The sequence below is a fragment of the Parabacteroides sp. D25 genome (genome assembly GCF_000307475.1).
Taxonomy (GTDB): Bacteria; Bacteroidota; Bacteroidia; order Bacteroidales; family Tannerellaceae; genus Parabacteroides; species Parabacteroides distasonis.
Window position 1 is genome coordinate 79,630 of record NZ_JH976502.1, and the last position, 16,458, is coordinate 96,087.

Consider the following 16,458-nt stretch of genomic DNA (forward strand, 5'->3'; position numbering starts at 1 on the left):
AGGCAATAAAAAGAATATGGCAAACAACGATAAGCAATTGATGTTCACTAGGAACATCGGTATCATGGCTCACATTGACGCTGGTAAGACAACGACTTCTGAACGTATCTTGTTTTACACAGGTTTGACACACAAGATCGGTGAGACTCATGATGGTACTGCTACAATGGACTGGATGGCGCAGGAGCAGGAGCGTGGTATCACGATTACTTCCGCTGCTACGACTACATTCTGGAACTATTTGGGCAACCGTTATAAAATCAACTTGATTGACACTCCGGGACACGTTGACTTCACGGTTGAGGTTGAACGTTCTCTTCGTGTATTGGATGGTGCTGTTGCTACATTCTGTGCCGTAGGTGGTGTTGAGCCCCAGTCTGAGACTGTATGGCGTCAGGCTGATAAATATAATGTACCTCGTATCGGTTACGTTAACAAGATGGACCGCTCGGGTGCTAACTACTATGAGGTAGTACGCCAATTGAAGGACGTATTAGGAGCTAATCCTTGTCCGATCCAGATCCCTATCGGAGCTGAGGAGACTTTCAAGGGTGTTGTCGACTTGATCAAGATGAAGGCTATCTTCTGGCACGATGAGACTATGGGTGCCGAGTATAGCGTAGAGGAGATCCCGGCAGACTTGCAAGCTGAGGCTGAGGAGTGGCGCGACAAGATGCTTGAGGCTTTGGCTGAGTGCGACGACGCTATCATGGAGAAATACTTCGATGATCCTTCTACGATCACGGAAGAGGAGATCATGGTTGCTATCCGCAAGGGTACGTTGGCTATGCAGATCAACCCGATGACTTGTGGTTCTTCTTTCAAGAACAAAGGTGTACAGACTTTATTGGATGCAGTTTGCGCGTTTTTGCCTTCTCCTGAAGATACTCCGGCTATCGAGGGTACGGATCCTTCAGATCCTGATAAAATAATCACTCGTAAACCTTTGTTCGAGGAGCCATTGACGGCGTTGGCATTTAAGATCGCTACCGACCCGTATGTAGGTCGTTTGTGCTTCTTCCGTGTATACGCAGGTTCTATCAACGCTGGTTCTTATGTGTTGAACACTCGTTCCGGAAAGAAAGAGCGTATCTCCCGTTTGTTCCAGATGCACTCTAACAAGCAGAACCCGATGGAGGTGATTGGTTGTGGTGATATCGGAGCAGGTGTTGGTTTCAAGGATATCCGTACAGGTGATACGCTTTGCGACGAAAACCATCCGATCACATTGGAGTCTATGGAATTCCCGGAACCGGTTATCGGTATCGCTGTAGAGCCTAAGACTCAGAAAGACATGGATAAGTTGGGTATGGGCTTGGCTAAGTTGGCCGAGGAGGATCCTACTTTCCGCGTACAGACAAACGAGGAGACAGGTCAGACCGTTATTAGCGGTATGGGTGAGCTTCACTTGGATATCATCATCGACCGTTTGCGTCGTGAGTTCAAGGTTGAATGTAACCAAGGCCGTCCGCAGGTTACTTATAAGGAGGCTATCACGCAGCCGGTTGAGCTTCGCGAGGTTTACAAAAAGCAATCTGGAGGTCGTGGTAAGTTCGCTGATATCATCGTTCGTATGGAGCCGGCTGACGAGAGCTTCGAGGGTACTTTGCAATTCATCGATGAGGTGAAGGGTGGTAACATTCCTAAGGAATTCATCCCGTCCGTACAGAAAGGTTTCGAGAAGGCTATGAAGAACGGTGTGTTGGCAGGTTATCCGCTTGACAAGCTGAAAGTGACTTTGATCGATGGTTCTTTCCACCCGGTAGACTCAGACCAGTTGTCTTTCGAGATCGCCGCTATCCAAGCGTTCAAGAACGCTTCCGCCAAGGCAGGTCCTGTATTGATGGAGCCGATCATGCAGATGGAGGTTGTTACTCCAGAAGAGAGCATGGGTGACGTTATCGGTGACTTGAACAAGCGTCGTGGACAAGTTGAGGGTATGGAGACTAGCCGTACGGGAGCCCGTATCGTGAAGGCTAAGGTTCCATTGGCTGAGACATTCGGTTATGTGACAGCTTTGCGTACGATTACTTCAGGTCGCGCTACATCTTCAATGCAGTTCTCACACTACGCTCAAGTATCCTCTTCTATCGCTAAGCAAGTATTGACAGAGGTGCAAGGTCGCGTTGATTTGATCAAATAATATTTAGAAACATATAATAAATATGAGCCAAAAGATCAGAATTAAATTGAAGTCTTACGATTATTCTCTGGTAGACAAGTCTGCCGAGAAGATCGTAAAGACGGTAAAGGCTACAGGTGCTATCGTTAGCGGTCCTATACCTCTTCCTACGCACAAACGTATCTTTACAGTGAACCGCTCTACTTTCGTTAACAAGAAATCTCGTGAGCAGTTCGAACTCTCTTCTTATAAGAGATTAATCGATATCTATAGCTCAACTGCGAAGACAGTTGACGCTTTGATGAAGCTAGAATTACCTAGCGGTGTAGAAGTAGAAATTAAAGTGTAAGTTTTTAACAATTAGTGAAATGCCAGGATTATTAGGAAAAAAAATCGGAATGACATCCGTTTTCAGTGCCGAGGGAAAAAATCTTCCATGCACTGTTATCGAAGTGGGTCCTTGTGTGGTTACACAGATCAAGACTTTGGAGAAAGATGGCTACGAAGCTGTACAGTTGGGTTTCCAAGAGAAGAAAGAGAAGCACACGACACAGCCTGAGATGGGTCACTTCAAGAAAGCCGGTGTAGCACCTCAAAGACACTTGGCCGAGTTCAAGAATTTCGAAACTGAGTACAAGTTGGGTGACGTGATCACTGTAGATTTCTTGGAAGACGCAGGTTTCGTGGATGTAGTGGGTACATCAAAAGGTAAAGGTTTCCAAGGTGTAGTAAAACGTCATGGTTTTGGTGGTGTAGGTCAGACTACTCACGGTCAGCATAACCGTGCTCGTAAGCCGGGTTCTATCGGTGCTTGTTCTTACCCCGCAAAGGTATTTAAGGGCATGCGAATGGGCGGCCAGATGGGTAACGAACGTGTAACCGTTCAGAATCTTCAAGTGATCAAGGTAATGCCGGAACACAACCTTTTATTGGTAAAGGGATCTGTTCCAGGAGCAAAAGGTTCAATCTTATTAATTGAAAAGTAATGGAACTGAGCGTATTTAATATTAAAGGTGAAGATACCGGAAGAAAGGTAACTTTGAACGATGCGATCTTCGGCATTGAACCCAACGATCATGCTATTTACTTGGACGTAAAGCAGTATTTGGCAAATCAACGTCAGGGAACGCATAAGTCTAAAGAGAGAAGCGAAGTATCTGGTAGTACACGTAAGCTGATCCGTCAGAAAGGTGGTGGTGGCGCACGTCGTGGTGATATCAACTCTCCGGTGTTGGTTGGTGGTGGCCGTGTATTCGGTCCGAAGCCTCGTGATTATGAGTTCAAGCTGAACAAGAAAGTAAAATCTTTGGCTCGTAAGTCAGCATTGAGCTACAAGGCAAAGAACAATGCGATTGTTGTCGTAGAGGATTTCACAATGGAAGCTCCTAAGACTAAAGAATTTATAACAATTGCTAAAAACTTGAAAGTGGCTGATAAAAAGTTACTTATGGTTTTACCGGAGAAGAATAATTTAGTATATTTGTCCGCTCGAAATTTAGAGAAGGCAAGTGTAATAACTGCTTCTGAACTAAATACATACGCTGTGTTAAACGCTGTTAATTTGGTTTTAACGGAAAGTTCAGTCGCTGTTGTTGAACAAAATTTTAAAGCATAAGGAGTAGAATAATGGGAATTATTATTAAGCCTATAGTAACTGAGAAACAAACAGCGATCACAGAGAAATTTCCGAATCGCTATGGTTTTCGTGTTTCTCCTGATGCCAACAAATTGGAGATTAAGAAAGCTGTAGAGGATATGTACAGTGTTACAGTAGTTGATGTTAACACCATCAACTACTCTGGAAAGCGTAAAAGCCGTTATACAAAATCAGGTATCATCAACGGCAAGCAAGCTGCTTTCAAGAAAGCGATCGTAACGTTGAAAGAAGGAGAAACAATTGATTTCTTTAGTAATATCTAAAAAGAGAAATGGGAATACGTAAATTAAAGCCCACGACACCGGGGCAGAGACACAAAGTTATTGGTGCATTTGATAAAATCACTGCAAGTACACCAGAGAAGTCTCTTGTAGTAGGTAAGAAGAGTACAGGTGGACGTAACAACACTGGTAAGATGACAATGCGTTATATCGGTGGCGGTCACAAACAAAAGTACAGAATTATCGATTTCAAGAGAAACAAAGATGGCATTCCTGCGACAGTAAAGTCTATCGAGTATGATCCTAACCGTTCATCTCGTATCGCTTTGTTGTATTATGCGGACGGAGCAAAGAGCTATATCATCGCTCCGAACGGATTGGAAGTTGGCCAAACAGTGGTTTCAGGTAGCGACGCCGCTCCTGAGGTAGGTAATACTTTGCCTATGGCAAATATTCCCGTTGGTACTATTATTCACAATATTGAGCTTCGTCCTGGACAGGGTGCCAAAATGGTACGTTCCGCAGGTGCATTCGCTCAGCTGACTTCAAAGGAAGGCGCTTATGCGATTATTAAGATGCCTTCTGGTGAAACTAGAAAGATTCTTGCGGCTTGTAAGGCTACAATTGGCGCAGTTGGCAATTCAGACCATGCTCTTGAAAAATCAGGTAAGGCCGGTCGCTCTAGATGGTTAGGTCGTCGTCCTCGCAACCGTGGTGTTGTTATGAACCCGGTTGATCACCCAATGGGTGGTGGTGAAGGTCGTTCTTCCGGAGGTCATCCTAGATCCCGTAATGGCTTATATGCTAAGGGCTTGAAGACTAGAGCTCCTAAGAAGCATTCTTCAAAGTATATTATTGAAAGAAGAAAGAAATAATCTGATTAATTAAGTAAACTATGAGTCGTTCGCTAAAAAAAGGCCCGTATATTAATGTAAAGCTTGAGAAGAAAGTTCTGGCAATGAATGAGTCAGGAAAGAAAGCCGTAGTTAAGACATGGGCAAGAGCTTCAATGATTTCGCCTGATTTCGTAGGCCATACTATTGCAGTTCATAATGGAAATAAATTTATTCCTGTTTTCGTAACCGAGAATATGGTAGGCCACAAGTTGGGAGAGTTCTCACCGACACGTACTTTCCGCGGTCACGCCGGTAACAAGAAGAAATAATATCGGTAGTAACAGGAATTCAGGAATCTGAAAATAAAAAGAATCGAATAAAATGGGTGCTAGAAAAAGAATATCAGCTGAAGCAAGAAAAGAAGCCCAAAAGACCATGTATTTCGCGAAGTTGAACAATGTTCCTACCTCTCCTCGTAAGATGCGTTTGGTAGCAGACATGATTCGCGGTATGGAAGTATTCCGTGCGCTTGGTGTTTTGAAGTTTTCTAACAAGGAAGCTGCAGCAAGAGTAGAAAAATTGCTTCGTTCAGCAATCGCAAACTGGGAACAGAAAAATGAACGTAAAGCAGAAGCAGGAGAGTTATGCGTATCTTCAATCAGCGTTGATTGCGCTACTACGTTGAAGAGAATGCGTCCGGCTCCTCAAGGAAGAGGTTACAGAATTCGTAAACGCTCGAACCACGTAACTCTGTTTGTTGATACACTTAGTAAAAACGATAGTCAAAATTAATTTGTAGATGGGACAAAAGGTTAATCCGATTAGTAATCGTTTAGGAATTATCCGTGGTTGGGATTCCAATTGGTATGGCGGTAAGAATTACGGGGATACTTTGCTGGAAGATAGCAAAATCCGTAAATATTTGAATGCCCGTCTTGCAAAAGCTAGTGTATCTCGTATCGTTATTGAACGTACGCTTAAGTTGATCACGATCACTGTTTGTACGTCACGTCCGGGTATCATCATCGGTAAAGGTGGTCAGGAAGTTGATAAGTTGAAGGAAGAGTTGAAGAAGATCACTGATAAAGAAGTGCAGATCAACATCTTCGAGGTGAAGAGACCTGAATTGGACGCTGTTATCGTAGCAAACAACATCGCACGTCAGCTTGAAGGTAAAATCGCATATCGTCGTGCGGTAAAGATGGCTATCGCCTCTACCATGAGAATGGGCGCCGAAGGTATAAAGATTCAAATCTCTGGTCGTTTGAATGGCGCTGAAATGGCTCGTTCGGAAATGTATAAGGAAGGAAGAACTCCGTTGCACACTCTTAGAGCAGATATCGACTATGCTTTGGCTGAGGCCTTGACAAAAGTTGGTTTGCTGGGTGTTAAGGTTTGGATCTGCCGTGGTGAGGTTTATGGCAAGCGCGATCTTGCTCCTTCTTTCACTGCTGCCAAGGAGACAGGCCGTAGAAACGACAATGCCGGTGGCAACAGAGACAAGAACTTCAAGAGAAAAAGAGCTAATCGTTAAACGTTAGAATTTAAGTAGAGATGTTACAACCAAAGAAAACCAAGTTCAGAAGACAGCAGAAAGGTCGCATGAAGGGCGAAGCTCAACGTGGCAACCAGCTGGCCTTCGGTTCTTTTGGAATAAAGTCATTAGAGAATAAATGGATTACCGGTCGTCAGATCGAGGCTGCCCGTATCGCCGTTACACGTTATATGCAACGTCAGGGGCAGGTTTGGGTTCGTATCTTCCCGGATAAGCCAATCACGAAGAAGCCTGCAGAGGTTCGTATGGGTAAAGGTAAAGGTAATCCTGAGGGATTTGTTGCGCCTGTTACTCCGGGTCGTCTGATTTTCGAGATCGAAGGTGTTCCCTTTGATATCGCTAAGGAAGCGTTGCGCCTTGCCGCACAAAAACTTCCGGTTACAACCAAGTTTGTTGTGAGACGTGATTATGACATGCAAAATCAAAATGCGTAATTGTTATGAAGATTGCAGAAATTAGAGAACTAAGCACGAAAGAGTTGCTAGAGAGAGTAGATGCAGAGGTTGCGGCCTATGATCAGAAGAAGATTAACCATAGCATCTCGCCTATGGATAATCCTTCTCAGATTAAACAGCAACGCAGATTGATTGCGCGCATGAAAACAGAATTGCGCCAGAGAGAACTTAACAACAAATAATTGAGCCTGATGGAAACTAGAAATTTAAGAAAAGAAAGAACGGGCGTGGTAACGAGCAACAAGATGGATAAAAGCATCACGGTTGCCATTAAATGGAAGGAAAAACACCCCATTTATGGAAAGTTCGTTAATAAGACGAAGAAATATCATGCTCACGACGAAAATAACGAATGCAACATTGGCGATACCGTAAAGATTATGGAGACTCGTCCTTTGAGCAAGACTAAAAGATGGAGATTAGTTCAAATAATCGAAAGGGCTAAGTAAGATGATACAACAAGAATCAAGACTAGTAGTAGCAGATAACAGTGGAGCTAAGGAAGCTTTGTGTATCCGTGTTTTGGGCGGAACGAGAAAGCGTTATGCCACTGTAGGTGATGTGATCGTAGTAGCAATCAAAAGCGTAATCCCAGCTAGCGACGTTAAGAAGGGTGCTGTTTCTAAGGCTATCATCGTTCGTACTAAGAAAGAGATCCGCCGTCCGGATGGTTCTTATATCCGTTTCGATGATAACGCTTGCGTATTATTGAATGCCGGTGGCGATATCCGTGGTAGCCGTATCTTCGGTCCGGTTGCCAGAGAGCTTCGTGCAACAAACATGAAAATTGTATCACTTGCACCTGAAGTGCTTTAATCTCGTAAAATTTAAAGTAATGAGTAAATTACATATCAAAAAAGGCGATATAGTATTTGTTAATGCCGGCGAGGACAAAGGTAAGACAGGTCGTGTTTTACAGGTACTTGTAAAAGATAATCGTGCGATTGTCGAAGGTATTAATGTGGTATCAAAGCATACCAAGCCTAATGCGAAGAATCCTCAAGGAGGAATCGAAAAGAAGGAAGCTCCTATTCATCTTTCTAACCTTAACGTGGTTGACCCGAAATCTGGTAAAGCTACACGTATCGGCCGTAAGTTGAATGAGAAGGGTGCTTTAGTGCGTTATTCTAAAAAATCAGGGGAGGAAATTAAGTAATGAGCAATACTGCCAGTCTTAAGAAAGAATACCAAGACAGAATTGTTCCTGCCTTAACGAAGGAGTTCGGTTACAAATCCGTGATGCAGGTACCTGTTTTGAAGAAAATCGTGATTAATCAGGGATTAGGTATGGCTACGGCTGACAAGAAGATCATCGATATCGCTATCAGCGAGTTGTCTACGATCACCGGTCAAAAAGCTGTCGCTACCGTATCTAAAAAGGATATCTCTAACTTTAAGTTGCGTAAGAAGATGCCGATCGGTGTGATGGTGACATTACGTCGTGAGCAGATGTACGAGTTCTTGGAGAGACTTGTTCGTGTCGCTCTTCCTCGTATCCGCGACTTCAAGGGAATTGAGAGTAAGTTAGACGGAAGAGGCAATTATACACTCGGTATTCAGGAACAAATCATTTTTCCTGAAATAAATATCGATAATATTACCAAAATATTGGGAATGAATATTACCTTTGTGACCTCTGCGAAAACAGACGAAGAAGGTTATGCTCTTTTGAGAGAATTTGGATTGCCTTTTAAAAACGGAAAAAAAGACTAAGTAGTTATGGCTAAGGAATCAATGAAGGCCCGTGAGGTTAAAAGAGCAAAGCTTGTTGCTAAGTATGCCGCTAAAAGAGCTCAGCTTAAGGCAGAAGGTAACTATGAGGCTTTGCAGGCTTTACCTAAAAATGCTTCTCCTGTACGTTTGCACAACCGTTGCAAGATTACAGGACGTCCGAAAGGGTATGTACGCCAGTTCGGTATTTCTCGTATCCAATTGCGTGAAATGGCATCTAATGGTTTAATCCCGGGTGTAAAGAAAGCAAGTTGGTAAGAGTTTTTTTAGTTTAAATATTGTCCGGGTGGCCGGATCAATTTAATTAATTATTTATATGACAGATCCTATTGCAGATTATTTGACAAGATTGCGTAACGCAATCAAAGCGAAGCACAGAGTTGTTGAGGTGCCGGCGTCAAATTTAAAGAAAGAGATCACTAAGATCCTTTTCGACAAGGGCTACATTCTTAATTTTAAGTTTGTAGAGGATGGTCCTCAAGGTACGATCAAGATCGCCTTGAAGTATGACCTAGTAAACAAAGTTAATGCGATTAAGAAACTTGAGAGAGTTTCTACGCCCGGTTTGCGTAAGTACACTGGTTACAAAGAAATGCCGAGAGTATTGAATGGTTTAGGTATTGCTGTTCTTTCTACTTCTAAAGGTGTGATGACTGACAAAGAGGCCCGCGATCTGAAGATCGGTGGCGAGGTATTATGTTACGTTTATTAATTAGGAGGGAAGAAGAATGTCAAGAATAGGAAAATTACCAATTCATGTACCGGCTGGTGTTACAGTTACAATTAAGGATAATGTAGTAACAGTTAAAGGCCCTAAAGGTGAACTTGTACAGGAAGTGAATCCTGATATTAACGTTACTTTGGAAGACGGAGTTATCCATTTAACAAGACCTACTGATGATAAGAATCATCGTGCGTTACACGGTTTGTATCGTTCTTTGATCAACAACATGGTTGTTGGCTGCTCAGAGGGATATAAGAAGGAGCTTGAGTTAGTAGGTGTTGGTTACCGTGTTTCAAATACAGGTCAGTTATTGGATCTTTCTTTAGGTTATACTCACAATATCTATTTGCAGTTGCCGAAGGAAGTGAAAGTTGAGACGAAGTCTGAGAGAAATAAGAACCCTCTTATTATCCTTGAATCGGCTGACAAACAATTATTAGGTCAGATTTGTGCGAAGATCCGTTCATTCAGAATGCCTGAACCGTATAAAGGTAAGGGTATTAAGTTCGTGGGTGAAGAGATTCGCAGAAAGTCTGGTAAGTCAGCAGGTAAGTAATCTACGTAAACTGAAATTATCATGACAACGAAGCTAGAAAGAAGATTAAAAATAAAAGCAGGCGTACGCGGCAAAATCTCAGGAACTACTGAGCGTCCGCGCCTGACTGTGTTTAGAAGCAACAAGCAAATCTACGCACAGGTGATAGATGATACTACAGGCAAGACTTTAGCCGCTGCTTCATCTTTGAAATTAGATGTTAAGGCTCCGAAAAAGGAGATCGCTGCTAAGGTTGGTGAATTAATCGCTAAAGGCGCTCAGGAAGCTGGCGTTCAGACAGTGGTTTTCGACCGTAATGGTTACCTGTATCACGGGAGAATTAAAGAATTAGCAGATGCTGCACGTAACGGCGGCCTTAAATTTTAATGAAGATGGCAAATAATAGAGTTAAATCGACCAACGACTTAGAGTTGAAGGACAGACTGGTTGCAATCAACCGTGTAACTAAGGTTACAAAAGGTGGACGTACATTCAGTTTTGCTGCTATCGTTGTAGTAGGAAACGAGGATGGTATCGTTGGCTGGGGATTAGGTAAAGCCGGTGAGGTAACGACAGCTATCGCTAAAGGTGTAGAAGCTGCTAAGAAGAACTTGATCAAGGTTCCGGTACACAAAGGTACGATCCCTCACGAACAATTAGCTAAATTCGGTGGTGCTCAAGTGCTGATTAGACCGGCATCTCACGGTACCGGTGTTAAGGCTGGTGGTGCTATGCGTGCCGTATTGGAGAGCGTAGGTATTACAGACGTTTTGGCAAAATCTAAAGGTTCTTCCAACCCTCATAACTTGGTGAAAGCTACTATCGCTGCGCTAGGTGAGTTGAGAAGCCCGTTCGATGTTGCTCAGAACAGAGGTGTTGCTGTTGAAAAAGTATTTAGAGGTTAATTAGGGGGGGATAAGTTTATGGCGACTATTAAAGTAAAGCAAGTTAAAAGTAGAATTAAATGCCCGAAAGACCAAAAGAGAACGCTTGACGCACTAGGGCTGAGAAAGATGAACCAGATTGTAGAGCATGAAGCTAATCCGGCGATCTTAGGTATGGTTGAGAAAGTGAAACATTTGGTTTCTGTAGAAAAGTAATAATTGGTTGAAAAAATAAATTATACGATATGAATTTATCAAATTTAAAACCGGCTGAAGGATCTACCAAGACCAGAAAAAGAATCGGACGTGGTCCGGGTTCAGGATTAGGCGGAACTTCAACAAGAGGTCATAAAGGTGCCAAGTCTAGATCTGGCTACAAGAACAAGATTGGTTTCGAAGGTGGTCAGATGCCTATTCAAAGACGTTTGCCTAAATTCGGTTTCAAGAATATTAACCGTGTAGAATATAAAGCTATTAATATCGATACTTTGCAACAAATGGCAGAGGCTAAGCAATTGACTAAGATTGGTATTAATGAATTGATGGAGGCTGGTTTCATCTCTTCTTCTCAAGTGGTTAAAATTCTTGGTAACGGTAGCTTGACCGCTAAGTTAGAGGTTGAGGCTCACGCTTTCTCTAAGAGCGCAGAGGCAGCTATCCAAGCCGCAGGTGGAACAGTCGTTAAACTCTAAGTCATGAGAGCTGTTGAAACAATCAAGAATATCTGGAAGATTGAGGATCTGAGAAATCGGATCCTCACCACTCTTTTATTGGTGGCTATATACCGTTTTGGTACGTATGTAGTGCTTCCGGGTATCGATCCCAAAGCGTTAACCGCTTTACAGGAGCAGACAAGAGGCGGATTGCTTGCACTGTTGGATATGTTCTCAGGTGGAGCCTTTTCTAACGCATCTATTTTTGCGTTGGGAATCATGCCATATATCTCCGCTTCAATTGTTATGCAGTTGTTAGCCATCGCAGTTCCTTCTTTCCAAAAATTGCAGAGAGAGGGTGAGAGTGGCCGTAGAAAAATCAATCAGTGGACTCGTTACTTGACGATAGCGATCTTGTTATTCCAAGGTCCTACTTACTTGGTGAATTTAAGCGTTCAGCTTAAGGCTGCCGGCGCTGCTTTACCGGGTGGTATTTGGTTCACGATCTCATCTACGATCATCTTGGCTGCGGGAAGTATGTTTATCTTATGGCTAGGTGAAAGAATTACAGATAAAGGTGTTGGAAATGGTATTTCATTTATCATTTTAGTTGGTATTATAGCCCGTCTGCCGCACTCTTTGTTCCAAGAATTCGTTTCTAGAACAAGTGAGAAAACCGGTGGTCTGGTTATGTTCTTATTTGAGATGTTGTTCCTTTTGCTTGTTATCGCTGGTGCGATCTTATTGGTACAAGGTACTCGTAAGGTCCCCGTGCAATATGCGAAAAGAATTATCGGTAATAAACAATATGGTGGCGCGCGTCAGTATATCCCTCTGAAGGTGAATGCCGCTAACGTAATGCCTATCATCTTCGCTCAGGCGATCATGTTTATTCCTATCTCAATTGTAGGTTTCTCTAGTACGGGAGAGCAGAGCGGTTTTTGGGCTGCTTTCATGGATAATACGGGATTTTGGTACAACTTCGTGTTTGCGGTGTTGATTATCCTGTTTACGTATTTCTATACGGCTATTACGATCAATCCGACCCAGATGTCAGATGATTTGAAGAGAAACAATGGTTTTATTCCGGGTGTGAAACCGGGTAAGAATACCAAAGACTATCTGGATACCATTATGGACCGTATTACTTTGCCGGGTGCTTTTTTCCTTGCGTTGGTTGCTATCATGCCCGCTTTCGCTAGAATTGCCGGTGTAAGTATGGAGTTCTCCCAATTCTTTGGTGGTACATCTTTGTTGATTTTGGTTGGTGTGGTGTTGGATACATTGCAGCAAGTTGAAAGTCATTTGCTAATGCGTCATTATGACGGTTTGTTGAAGTCAGGAAGAATTAAAGGCCGTACAGGCTCTGTTGCCGCTTATTAATAGAATGATCTATTTAAAGACAGATGAAGAGATTGAGTTGATGCGTGAGGCTAATCAACTGGTAGGTAAGACACTTGGCGAGGTAGCTAAGCATATTGTCCCCGGAGTCTCCACACTTCAACTTGATAAGATTGCGGAAGAGTTCATTAGAGATAATGGTGCTGTTCCGGCTTTTTTGGGATATGGTGGTTTCCCTAATTCAATATGTGCCTCAGTGAATGATCAGGTGGTGCATGGTATTCCTTCTTCTAAGATGATCTTGAAAGAGGGTGACGTGATCTCTGTGGATTGTGGGACGATATTGAATGGTTTTGTCGGTGACTCCGCTTACACTTTCTGTGTAGGTGAGGTTGCGCCGGAAGTGAAGAAATTGTTGAAAGCGACGAAGGATTCACTTTATTTAGGTATCCAATGTGCTGTTGAAGGTCACCGTTTGGGTGATATCAGTAATGCGATTCAGACTTATTGCGAGTCTCAAGGTTACTCTGTCGTAAGAGAGCTGGTGGGACATGGTATAGGTCGGAAAATGCATGAGGAACCGGAAGTGCCTAATTATGGCAGACGTGGATGCGGACCGTTATTGCGTAACGGAATGTGTATCTGCATCGAGCCGATGATCAACATGGGAAGCAAGAACGTTGCATTTGAGAAAGACGGATGGACGGTTCGCACAAAGGACAGAAAGCCTTCTGCTCATTTCGAGCATTGTATCGCTATACGTCCGGATGGTCCCCAGATCTTATCTTCATTTAAGTTTTTAGAGGAAGTTCTAGGAGAAAACGCAATTTAATTGGATTTATATGGCTAAACAATCAGCAATAGAGAAAGATGGAGTAATTGTAGAAGCATTGTCAAACGCGATGTTTCGTGTAGAATTGGAGAACGGACATGAAATTACCGCTCATATCTCAGGAAAGATGCGTATGCATTACATTAAGATCCTTCCGGGGGATAAGGTAAGAGTAGAAATGTCTCCGTATGATCTATCGAAAGGTAGAATTGCTTTTAGATACAAATAAAATTAAACACGATATGAAAGTAAGAGCATCTTTAAAGAAGCGTACACCTGAGTGCAAGATAGTAAGAAGAAAGGGTCGCTTATACGTAATTAACAAGAAAAATCCTAAGTATAAACAACGTCAAGGATAATTTATTATTTTTGCAAAATAATCTAAGTAAGTAATATGGCTATAAGAATAGTTGGTGTAGACTTGCCACAAAATAAAAGAGGAGAAATCGCTTTGACTTATATCTATGGTATTGGTCGTAGCGCTGCAAAATCCGTATTAGATAAGGCTGGGGTTGATCGTGATATCAAAGTTAAGGATTGGACAGACGATCAAGCCGCAAAAGTTCGTGAAGTCATTGGCGCTGAGTACAAGGTTGAAGGTGACCTTCGTTCAGAAGTTCAGTTGAACATCAAGCGTCTGATGGATATTGGTTGCTACAGAGGTGTTCGTCACCGTGTTGGTCTGCCTTTGAGAGGCCAAAGCACAAAGAACAACGCTCGTACTCGTAAGGGTAAGAAGAAAACTGTTGCAAATAAGAAAAAAGCTACTAAATAATAAGAGTTAATATGGCAAAGAAAACAGTCGCAGCAAAGAAGAGAAACGTAAAAGTTGACGCTTACGGTCAAGCTCATATTCATTCTTCTTTTAACAACATTATTGTGTCTTTAGCGAATAGCGAAGGACAAGTAATCAGCTGGTCTTCCGCTGGTAAGATGGGATTCAGAAGCTCTAAGAAGAATACTCCTTATGCAGCTCAGATGGCAGCACAGGATTGCGCTAAAGTAGCTTATGATCTTGGTTTAAGAAAGGTGAAAGTATTCGTTAAGGGTCCGGGTAACGGTCGTGAGTCCGCTATCAGAACGATCCATGGCGCAGGTATCGAGGTAACAGAAATCGTTGATGTTACACCGCTTCCTCATAACGGGTGTCGTCCTCCGAAAAAGAGAAGAGTATAATTAATTATAGTTTCTTAAACATTGAATCCGGAATTGTGAATAGATTGCATATTGACCTTATCCTCTCTGTAATCGCGGCTGCACGGTTCCAGATTCAAACAGAACATTTAAAAAAATAAAAAAATGGCAAGATATACTGGACCAAGAACAAGAATTGCCCGTAAGTTTGGTGAGGCAATATTCGGTGCGGATAAAGTTCTTTCTAAGAAGAACTATCCTCCTGGACAACATGGTAACTCCAGAAAAAGAAAGACTTCTGAATACGGTATCCAGCTTCGTGAGAAGCAAAAAGCAAAATACACTTATGGCGTATTGGAGAAGCAATTTAGAAACTTATTCGAAAAAGCTTCACGCTCTAAAGGTATTACCGGTGAGGTGCTTCTTCAATTGTTAGAAGGCCGTCTTGACAATGTGGTTTATCGTTTGGGTATAGCCCCGACAAGAGCCGCAGCTCGTCAGTTGGTTTCTCATCGTCACATTACAGTAGACGGAAGTGTTGTAAACATTCCTTCTTACTCTGTAAAACCCGGTCAGGTTATTGGTGTTAGAGAAAAATCTAAATCCATGGAGGTTATTGCCGACGCATTGTCAGGTTTCAATCACAGCAAATATCCTTGGATTGAGTGGGATCAGTCCTCAATGAGCGGAAAATTACTGCATCTGCCGGAAAGAGCTGACATTCCTGAAAACATTAAAGAGCAGTTGATCGTAGAATTGTATTCTAAATAATAATTGATTTCCATGGCGATATTAGCATTTCAAAAACCCGATAAAGTATTAATGTTGGAAGCGGACAATTTCTTCGGAAAGTTTGAATTTCGTCCGTTGGAACCCGGCTATGGTATTACAATAGGTAATGCTTTACGTCGTATTCTCCTGTCGTCACTTGAAGGTTTTGCTATTACATCCATTAAGATCGACGGGGTTGACCATGAATTTGGTACAATCCCGGGTGTTATCGAGGATGTGACAAACATTATCTTGAATCTGAAGCAAGTTCGTTTCAAGCATATCGTAGACGACATCGAGAATGAAAAAGTGAGTATTACTGTTTCGGGTTCGGAAGTGTTCAAAGCCGGTGATATTGGTAAGCAACTGACTGGATTCGAGATATTGAATCCTGATTTGGTTATTTGCCGCTTGGATCCGACCGCAAGTTTCCAGATTGAATTGACTATTAATAAAGGTCGCGGTTATGTACCCGCAGATGAGAACAGAGACCCGAACGCAGATATACATGTGATCGCTATCGACTCTATCTTCACTCCGATACGTAACGTAAAATATTCAATCGAGAACTTCCGTGTTGAACAGAAGACGGACTACGAGAAGTTGGTTCTTGAAATAGCCACAGATGGTTCTATTCATCCGAAGGAAGCGTTGAAGGAAGCAGCGAAGATTCTGATTCATCATTTCATGTTGTTCTCAGATGAAAAGATTGCGATCGAGACAGCGGATACTGAAGGCAATGAAGAGTTCGATGAAGAAGTACTTCATATGCGTCAGTTGCTTAAGAGCAAGCTGGCTGATATGGACCTTTCCGTTCGTGCATTGAATTGCTTAAAGGCCGCAGATGTTGAAACACTAGGTGAGTTGGTTAAGTTCAATAAGAATGATTTGTTGAAATTCCGTAACTTCGGTAAAAAGTCGCTCACTGAACTTGATGAACTGCTTGAGAGCTTGAACCTTTCATTCGGTATGGATATCACAAAATATAAATTAGATAAAGAGTAAGT

30 protein-coding genes are annotated in these 16,458 nt (G+C 42.5%); all 30 read left to right on the top strand.

What is annotated here, in order from left to right; all coding sequences use genetic code 11:
* The first annotated feature begins 16 nt into the window (after positions 1 to 16).
* Positions 17 to 2,143: an elongation factor G gene (gene fusA, locus HMPREF0999_RS07170; RefSeq protein WP_005853959.1), complete on the top strand. Its 2,127-nt coding sequence runs from the start codon at positions 17 to 19 to the stop codon at positions 2,141 to 2,143.
* Between the two features lie 22 nt (positions 2,144 to 2,165).
* A complete protein-coding gene (rpsJ, locus tag HMPREF0999_RS07175; protein ID WP_005853961.1) occupies positions 2,166 to 2,471 on the top strand; it encodes a 30S ribosomal protein S10 in 306 nt (101 codons plus the stop codon).
* A 19-nt stretch (positions 2,472 to 2,490) separates the two neighbouring features.
* On the top strand, positions 2,491 to 3,108 hold the full coding sequence (gene rplC, locus HMPREF0999_RS07180) for a 50S ribosomal protein L3 (RefSeq protein ID WP_005853963.1): 618 nt from the start codon (positions 2,491 to 2,493) through the stop codon (positions 3,106 to 3,108).
* Positions 3,108 to 3,737 carry a 50S ribosomal protein L4 gene (gene rplD, locus HMPREF0999_RS07185; RefSeq protein ID WP_005853966.1) on the top strand — a complete coding sequence of 210 codons (630 nt, stop codon included), beginning with the start codon at positions 3,108 to 3,110 and terminating at the stop codon, positions 3,735 to 3,737. Before rplC ends, rplD begins: the two co-directional genes overlap by 1 nt.
* Positions 3,738 to 3,748: 11 nt before the next feature.
* Positions 3,749 to 4,042: a 50S ribosomal protein L23 gene (gene rplW, locus HMPREF0999_RS07190; protein ID WP_005853968.1), complete on the top strand. Its 294-nt coding sequence runs from the start codon at positions 3,749 to 3,751 to the stop codon at positions 4,040 to 4,042.
* A gap of 8 nt (positions 4,043 to 4,050) precedes the next feature.
* Positions 4,051 to 4,875 carry a 50S ribosomal protein L2 gene (gene rplB, locus HMPREF0999_RS07195; protein WP_005853970.1) on the top strand — a complete coding sequence of 275 codons (825 nt, stop codon included), beginning with the start codon at positions 4,051 to 4,053 and terminating at the stop codon, positions 4,873 to 4,875.
* A 20-nt stretch (positions 4,876 to 4,895) separates the two neighbouring features.
* On the top strand, positions 4,896 to 5,165 hold the full coding sequence (gene rpsS / locus HMPREF0999_RS07200; protein WP_005634738.1) for a 30S ribosomal protein S19: 270 nt from the start codon (positions 4,896 to 4,898) through the stop codon (positions 5,163 to 5,165).
* A 52-nt stretch (positions 5,166 to 5,217) separates the two neighbouring features.
* On the top strand, positions 5,218 to 5,628 hold the full coding sequence (gene rplV, locus HMPREF0999_RS07205) for a 50S ribosomal protein L22 (RefSeq protein ID WP_005853972.1): 411 nt from the start codon (positions 5,218 to 5,220) through the stop codon (positions 5,626 to 5,628).
* 7 nt (positions 5,629 to 5,635) lie between these two features.
* Positions 5,636 to 6,370 (top strand): 30S ribosomal protein S3, encoded by a 735-nt coding sequence (rpsC, locus tag HMPREF0999_RS07210; protein ID WP_005853974.1) that lies wholly within the window; start codon positions 5,636 to 5,638, stop codon positions 6,368 to 6,370.
* A 20-nt stretch (positions 6,371 to 6,390) separates the two neighbouring features.
* Positions 6,391 to 6,825, top strand: coding sequence for a 50S ribosomal protein L16 (gene rplP / locus HMPREF0999_RS07215; RefSeq protein ID WP_005853976.1), 435 nt, complete (start codon positions 6,391 to 6,393; stop codon positions 6,823 to 6,825).
* A 5-nt stretch (positions 6,826 to 6,830) separates the two neighbouring features.
* On the top strand, positions 6,831 to 7,028 hold the full coding sequence (rpmC, locus tag HMPREF0999_RS07220; RefSeq protein ID WP_005853979.1) for a 50S ribosomal protein L29: 198 nt from the start codon (positions 6,831 to 6,833) through the stop codon (positions 7,026 to 7,028).
* Positions 7,029 to 7,037: 9 nt separating this feature from the next.
* Complete coding sequence (gene rpsQ / locus HMPREF0999_RS07225; RefSeq protein ID WP_005853980.1) at positions 7,038 to 7,295, top strand: 30S ribosomal protein S17; 258 nt, start codon at positions 7,038 to 7,040, stop codon at positions 7,293 to 7,295.
* A gap of 1 nt (position 7,296) precedes the next feature.
* The gene (gene rplN, locus HMPREF0999_RS07230) at positions 7,297 to 7,662 is read left to right on the top strand and encodes a 50S ribosomal protein L14 (protein ID WP_005853982.1); all 366 of its coding nucleotides are present in this window, start codon (positions 7,297 to 7,299) and stop codon (positions 7,660 to 7,662) included.
* A gap of 19 nt (positions 7,663 to 7,681) precedes the next feature.
* Positions 7,682 to 8,002 carry a 50S ribosomal protein L24 gene (gene rplX, locus HMPREF0999_RS07235; protein WP_005853984.1) on the top strand — a complete coding sequence of 107 codons (321 nt, stop codon included), beginning with the start codon at positions 7,682 to 7,684 and terminating at the stop codon, positions 8,000 to 8,002.
* Positions 8,002 to 8,559, top strand: a complete 558-nt coding sequence (rplE, locus tag HMPREF0999_RS07240) for a 50S ribosomal protein L5 (RefSeq protein WP_005853986.1) — start codon at positions 8,002 to 8,004, stop codon at positions 8,557 to 8,559. Before rplX ends, rplE begins: the two co-directional genes overlap by 1 nt.
* Before the next feature lie 6 nt (positions 8,560 to 8,565).
* Complete coding sequence (rpsN, locus tag HMPREF0999_RS07245; protein ID WP_005853988.1) at positions 8,566 to 8,835, top strand: 30S ribosomal protein S14; 270 nt, start codon at positions 8,566 to 8,568, stop codon at positions 8,833 to 8,835.
* Positions 8,836 to 8,893: 58 nt separating this feature from the next.
* A complete protein-coding gene (gene rpsH / locus HMPREF0999_RS07250) occupies positions 8,894 to 9,289 on the top strand; it encodes a 30S ribosomal protein S8 (protein WP_005634758.1) in 396 nt (131 codons plus the stop codon).
* A 16-nt stretch (positions 9,290 to 9,305) separates the two neighbouring features.
* Positions 9,306 to 9,857 (top strand): 50S ribosomal protein L6, encoded by a 552-nt coding sequence (gene rplF, locus HMPREF0999_RS07255; RefSeq protein ID WP_005853990.1) that lies wholly within the window; start codon positions 9,306 to 9,308, stop codon positions 9,855 to 9,857.
* A gap of 21 nt (positions 9,858 to 9,878) precedes the next feature.
* Positions 9,879 to 10,223 (top strand): 50S ribosomal protein L18, encoded by a 345-nt coding sequence (gene rplR, locus HMPREF0999_RS07260; RefSeq protein WP_005853992.1) that lies wholly within the window; start codon positions 9,879 to 9,881, stop codon positions 10,221 to 10,223.
* Entirely contained in the window at positions 10,223 to 10,741 is a 519-nt protein-coding gene (rpsE, locus tag HMPREF0999_RS07265; RefSeq protein WP_008773758.1) for a 30S ribosomal protein S5, read from the top strand. The genes rplR and rpsE overlap by 1 nt, the downstream gene beginning before the upstream one ends.
* 18 nt (positions 10,742 to 10,759) lie before the next feature.
* On the top strand, positions 10,760 to 10,936 hold the full coding sequence (gene rpmD, locus HMPREF0999_RS07270; protein ID WP_005853996.1) for a 50S ribosomal protein L30: 177 nt from the start codon (positions 10,760 to 10,762) through the stop codon (positions 10,934 to 10,936).
* Between the two features lie 29 nt (positions 10,937 to 10,965).
* Positions 10,966 to 11,412 carry a 50S ribosomal protein L15 gene (gene rplO, locus HMPREF0999_RS07275; RefSeq protein ID WP_005853999.1) on the top strand — a complete coding sequence of 149 codons (447 nt, stop codon included), beginning with the start codon at positions 10,966 to 10,968 and terminating at the stop codon, positions 11,410 to 11,412.
* A 3-nt stretch (positions 11,413 to 11,415) separates the two neighbouring features.
* On the top strand, positions 11,416 to 12,756 hold the full coding sequence (secY, locus tag HMPREF0999_RS07280) for a preprotein translocase subunit SecY (RefSeq protein WP_005854004.1): 1,341 nt from the start codon (positions 11,416 to 11,418) through the stop codon (positions 12,754 to 12,756).
* A gap of 4 nt (positions 12,757 to 12,760) precedes the next feature.
* Entirely contained in the window at positions 12,761 to 13,546 is a 786-nt protein-coding gene (gene map / locus HMPREF0999_RS07285; RefSeq protein ID WP_005867121.1) for a type I methionyl aminopeptidase, read from the top strand.
* Positions 13,547 to 13,556: 10 nt separating this feature from the next.
* The gene (gene infA / locus HMPREF0999_RS07290; RefSeq protein WP_005854007.1) at positions 13,557 to 13,775 is read left to right on the top strand and encodes a translation initiation factor IF-1; all 219 of its coding nucleotides are present in this window, start codon (positions 13,557 to 13,559) and stop codon (positions 13,773 to 13,775) included.
* Positions 13,776 to 13,788: 13 nt separating this feature from the next.
* Positions 13,789 to 13,905: a type B 50S ribosomal protein L36 gene (gene ykgO / locus HMPREF0999_RS21795; protein ID WP_005645768.1), complete on the top strand. Its 117-nt coding sequence runs from the start codon at positions 13,789 to 13,791 to the stop codon at positions 13,903 to 13,905.
* A 35-nt stretch (positions 13,906 to 13,940) separates the two neighbouring features.
* Positions 13,941 to 14,321: a 30S ribosomal protein S13 gene (gene rpsM, locus HMPREF0999_RS07295; protein ID WP_008779937.1), complete on the top strand. Its 381-nt coding sequence runs from the start codon at positions 13,941 to 13,943 to the stop codon at positions 14,319 to 14,321.
* A gap of 11 nt (positions 14,322 to 14,332) precedes the next feature.
* The gene (rpsK, locus tag HMPREF0999_RS07300) at positions 14,333 to 14,722 is read left to right on the top strand and encodes a 30S ribosomal protein S11 (protein ID WP_005634781.1); all 390 of its coding nucleotides are present in this window, start codon (positions 14,333 to 14,335) and stop codon (positions 14,720 to 14,722) included.
* Positions 14,723 to 14,845: 123 nt separating this feature from the next.
* Positions 14,846 to 15,451 carry a 30S ribosomal protein S4 gene (gene rpsD / locus HMPREF0999_RS07305; RefSeq protein WP_005854012.1) on the top strand — a complete coding sequence of 202 codons (606 nt, stop codon included), beginning with the start codon at positions 14,846 to 14,848 and terminating at the stop codon, positions 15,449 to 15,451.
* Between the two features lie 12 nt (positions 15,452 to 15,463).
* The gene (locus HMPREF0999_RS07310; RefSeq protein ID WP_005854014.1) at positions 15,464 to 16,456 is read left to right on the top strand and encodes a DNA-directed RNA polymerase subunit alpha; all 993 of its coding nucleotides are present in this window, start codon (positions 15,464 to 15,466) and stop codon (positions 16,454 to 16,456) included.
* The last annotated feature ends 2 nt before the right edge of the window (positions 16,457 to 16,458 follow it).